Source organism: uncultured Amaricoccus sp., from assembly GCF_937858865.1.
In the GTDB taxonomy this organism is placed as follows: Bacteria; Pseudomonadota; Alphaproteobacteria; order Rhodobacterales; family Rhodobacteraceae; genus Amaricoccus.
In genome coordinates this window covers 1-4,079 of the sequence record NZ_CALLYO010000458.1, presented here as the reverse complement: position 1 = coordinate 4,079, position 4,079 = coordinate 1, and the positions used below count along the sequence as shown (strand labels likewise).

Here is a 4,079-nt window from a genome sequence, read left to right as displayed (position 1 = left end):
GGATCCTCGCGGAAGACGCCGCGGTTGACATAGTCGCGCATGAAGCGGCCGGCGTCGTCGCGGCTGAGGCCGTAGGTCATCTGGGTGAGATCGTTGGTGCCGAAGCTCAGGAAGGCGGACGAGGCGGCGAGGTCGCCCGAGCGCAGCGCGGCGCGCGGCGTCTCGACCATGACGCCGAGCTTGTAGGTGAGGCTCGCCTGCTGCTCCTCCTGGACGGCGGTGGCGATGGCGTCGACCCGCGCCTTGACGAGTTCCACCTCGCGGTGGGCGGAAACGAGCGGGATCATCACCTCGGGCACGACCGGCGCGCGGGCGTCGCGGTTGACGGCGATGGCGGCCTCGAAGATCGCCCGCGCCTGCATGTCGTAGATCTCGGGCATGATGACGCCGAGGCGGACGCCGCGCATGCCGAGCATGGGGTTCATCTCCGCCAGCTCGCGCGCCCGCGCCGTCACCTGGGCGAGGGAGAGGCCCATCGCCGCGGCGAGGTCGCCGAGCTCGTCCGGATCCTGCGGCAGGAACTCGTGCAGCGGCGGGTCGAGCAGGCGGATCGTCACCGGCAGGCCGCGCATGATCTCGAAGATCTCGATGAAGTCGGCGCGCTGCATGGGGAGGAGCCCGTCGAGGGCGGCGCGGCGCTCGGCATCGGTGTCGGCGAGGATCATCTCGCGCATCACGGTGATCCGCTCGGCCGGGAAGAACATGTGCTCGCTGCGGCAGAGGCCGATCCCGTCGGCGCGGAATTCGCGCGCCATGCGCGCCTCGGCGGGCGTGTCGGCGTTGCCGCGCACCCCGAGGTCGCGGGCCGCGTCGGCCCAGTCGAGCAGCTCGGAGAAGGCGCCGCCGAGCTCGGGCGGGATCATCGCCGCGGCGCCGGCGAGGATCTCGCCGCGGGTGCCGTCGAGGGTGACGAGCGCGCCCTCGCGGAACACCCTTCCGTCGGTGGTGGACATGGCCTCGTGGGCCGGATCGATGCGCAGGTCGCTCGCGCCCACGACGCAGGGGAGCCCGAGCCCGCGGGCGATCACCGCGGCGTGGCTCGACATGCCGCCGCGCAGCGTGAGCACGCCGCTCGCGGCATGCATGCCGCGGATGTCCTCGGGGCTCGTCTCGGTGCGCACGAGGATCGCTGCCTCGCCGCGGGCGTGCGCGGCCTGCGCCGCCTCGGCGGTGAAGACGATGCGGCCGGCGGCGGCGCCGGGGCTCGCGGCGAGGCCGGAGGCGAAGACGTCGCGGTGGGCGGACGGGTCGAGCTGCGGGTGGAGGTGCTCGACGAGGCTGCGCGGCTCGATGCGGAGCAGCGCCTCCTCGCGGGTGATGGCGCCGGAATGGACGAGGTCGACGGCGATGCGCACGGCGGCGCGGCCGGTGCGGCGCACGGGGAGGGCGTCGAGGATGGCGACGCCGCCGCTCTCGACGGCGAACTCGATGAGATGGGCGTCGCCGAGCGCCTGCGCGGCCTGCGCCGCGGCGGACTCGAGCGCGGCGAGGACGGCGGGGCCCGCCTCGGCGAGCTGGTGGGCGGAGTCAGCCCCGAGGCGGGCGGGGCCCAGCGTCTGCGGGCGGAAGCGGCCGCCGCGTTCGGGAGCGCCGGTGCGGCCGTTGACCGCCTGGAAGTGGCCCGAGCCGCAGATGCCGGGACCGAGCCCGAGCGCCAGGCGCTGGATGACGAGGCCGAGGCCGGCATCGGCCGGCGCGCCCCTGGCCTGGCGCAGGATGCGCGCCGAGGGGCTGGCCCAGGCCCGCGCCATGGCGCGGGCGGCGGCCTCGAGCTGCGCGCCGGGGTCGGCGGGCCAGGGCTCGCCGGTCTCCTCCTCGAAGAACGCGAGCATGGCGGCCGCCTGCGCCGGCGGATCGTCGGGGTGAGCGCGGAGGGCGGAGTCGAAGTCCTCCGGGTCAAGCCCGTGAACCGCATGGGAAAAGATCGCGATGAAGCGGTGGTAGAGGCCGTAGGCGGCGGCCTCGCCGATCCGGCCGGCGAGGCTGGCGACGCCGGCGTCGGTGAGGCCGATGTTGAGCATGGCGCTGGCGCCGCCCCAGGACCGTTCCTCCGGGCTGGAGCGCAGCGCGAGCAGGGTGCCGGGGGGGAGCGTCGCCGGCAGCTCGGGCATCGGCCCCCCTGCCGCGAGGTCGGCGACGCAGCCGAAGGACAACGCGATGCCGGGCGGGACCGGCAGGCCGAGCGCCGTCAGCCGCGCGAGATCGGCGGCGCGCCGGCCGTAGACGTTGACACGCACGGCATCGCCGGCATCGAGGCCGATGACGGAGCCGCGTGGCGCGCGAAGGATCTCCTGCGGTTTCATTGCAGTGCAGCATAACGCGGATCGCGACGTTGGGAAACGAAATCGTCACATTTCTGCGACGAGCGGGAAAGTCGGGCGCAAGCCGCTGGACCGGCGGGATTTTTCGCAGCCAGAAAGCGGCTGGAATCGGGCTGGAAACGGGCTGGGTTTTTTCGCGCCCCGGGCGCGGGCCGCGGTTCACTCGCCGGCGAATCCGGCTATGGTGCGCGGGGAGAGGTCCAGACGATGCAGACGCCCCCCTTTGCCCCGCCCGCCGAGCGGCCGCGGCTCGCGGCCTGGTTGGACGACCGGGTGGCGCGGCTCTATCCGGGCTACTTCGCGCTGGTCATGGCGACCGGGATCATCTCGAACGCGCTCTTCGCCGAGGCGCGGGCGCTCTCGGACCTGATGCTCGCCGTCAACATCGTCGCCTATCCCTGGCTGGCGGCGCTGACGCTGGCGCGGGCGCTGCGCTTTCCGCGGGCGCTCTGGGCGGACCTGACCAATCCGCGGGTGGTCTTCGGGTTCTTCACCATCGTCGCGGCCAGCGACGTGCTCGGGGTCGGGCTGCACCTGCGCGGGCTGGCGGGCCTGGCCTTCGGGCTCTGGCTCTTCGCGCTCGTGGCCTGGCTGCTGCTGATCTACTTCAGCTTCGGGGTGCTGACCTTCCTTAACACCGCGCATGGCGCCAACGTGGTGCACGGCGGCTGGCTGATCGCCATCGTCGGGACCGAGTCGCTGGTGGTGCTCGGGGCGCAGGTGGCGCCGGCGACCGGCGGGCTGGCGCCGTCGGTCTTCGTGCTCATCCACATGCTCTGGGGGGTGGGGCTCGGGCTCTATGCGATCTTCGTCACGCTCTTCTCCTATCGCATCTTCTTCTTCGACGTCGGACCGGACGACATCACGCCGCTGCTCTGGGTGGTGATGGGGGCGGCGGCGATCACCACCAACGCCGGCTCGACGCTGATCCTGATCGACAGCGGCATGGACTTCCTGCAGACGATGCGGCCGTTCATGGACGGGGTGACGCTGATGATGTGGGCCTGGGCGACCTGGTGGATCCCGCTGCTGCTGCTCTTCGGGGTGTGGAAGCACGGGGTCTGCCGGGTGCCGATCAGCTATTCGCCGATGCTCTGGAGCCTGGTCTTCCCCTTGGGCATGTACTCGCTCGCGAGCCGCAAGCTGTCGCTCGCCGCCGACTTCGCGCCGCTCCGCAACATCTCGCATGGCATGGTCTGGGTCTCGGTCGCAGTCTGGGGGCTGACCTTCGCCGGCATGGCCTTCGCGGCGTGGCGGAGTTTTCGCGACTTCCGGCCGCCGCTTGCCACCTGACGGGCGCGGGGTGGGCACGGGGTGGGCACGCGTGCCCACTTTGGCATGTGATTGTTTTTACTTAAATATCCGGATTCCGCTAACCGGATCGAAACCTTCGTTAACGGACTTTCAGCCGCCCTCGACGGCGGAGAAGACGGCGACGCGGTTCATTACCTGCCGGATGCGGTTGAGCAGGCAGAGGCGGTTGCGGCGGACCGCCGCGCTCTCGGCGTTGACGATGGTGGTGTCGAAGAAGGCGTCGATCGGGGCGCGCAGGCGGGCGAGCGCGGTCATGGCGGCGGCGAAGTCCTCGGCGGCGAGGGCGGGAGCGAGGGACGCCTCCGTCTCGTCGAGGGCGGCGAAGAGGGCCTTCTCCTCCGCCGTCTCGGCGAAGCGGAGGTCGGGGTCGCCTTCGTACCTCACAGTTGGCCCGTCCTTCTTCTCCTCCTGCTCGAGGATGTTGGTCGCGCGCTTGTAGCCGGT

3 protein-coding genes are annotated in these 4,079 nt (G+C 71.9%); 1 reads left to right on the top strand and 2 read right to left on the bottom strand.

Annotation, left to right across the window (positions count from 1 at the left end; genetic code table 11):
• Positions 1-2,303 (bottom strand): putative PEP-binding protein (locus tag Q0112_RS13475; RefSeq protein ID WP_297976101.1); only part of this gene is annotated, 2,303 nt, incomplete at its 3' end.
• Between the two features lie 225 nt (positions 2,304-2,528).
• Here Q0112_RS13475 and Q0112_RS13470 point away from each other — a divergent pair.
• Complete coding sequence (locus Q0112_RS13470) at positions 2,529-3,614, top strand: tellurite resistance/C4-dicarboxylate transporter family protein (RefSeq protein WP_297976099.1); 1,086 nt, start codon at positions 2,529-2,531, stop codon at positions 3,612-3,614.
• A 111-nt stretch (positions 3,615-3,725) separates the two neighbouring features.
• Here the strand turns inward: Q0112_RS13470 and Q0112_RS13465 are convergent.
• Positions 3,726-4,079 (bottom strand): DALR anticodon-binding domain-containing protein (locus Q0112_RS13465; protein WP_297976097.1); only part of this gene is annotated, 354 nt, incomplete at its 5' end.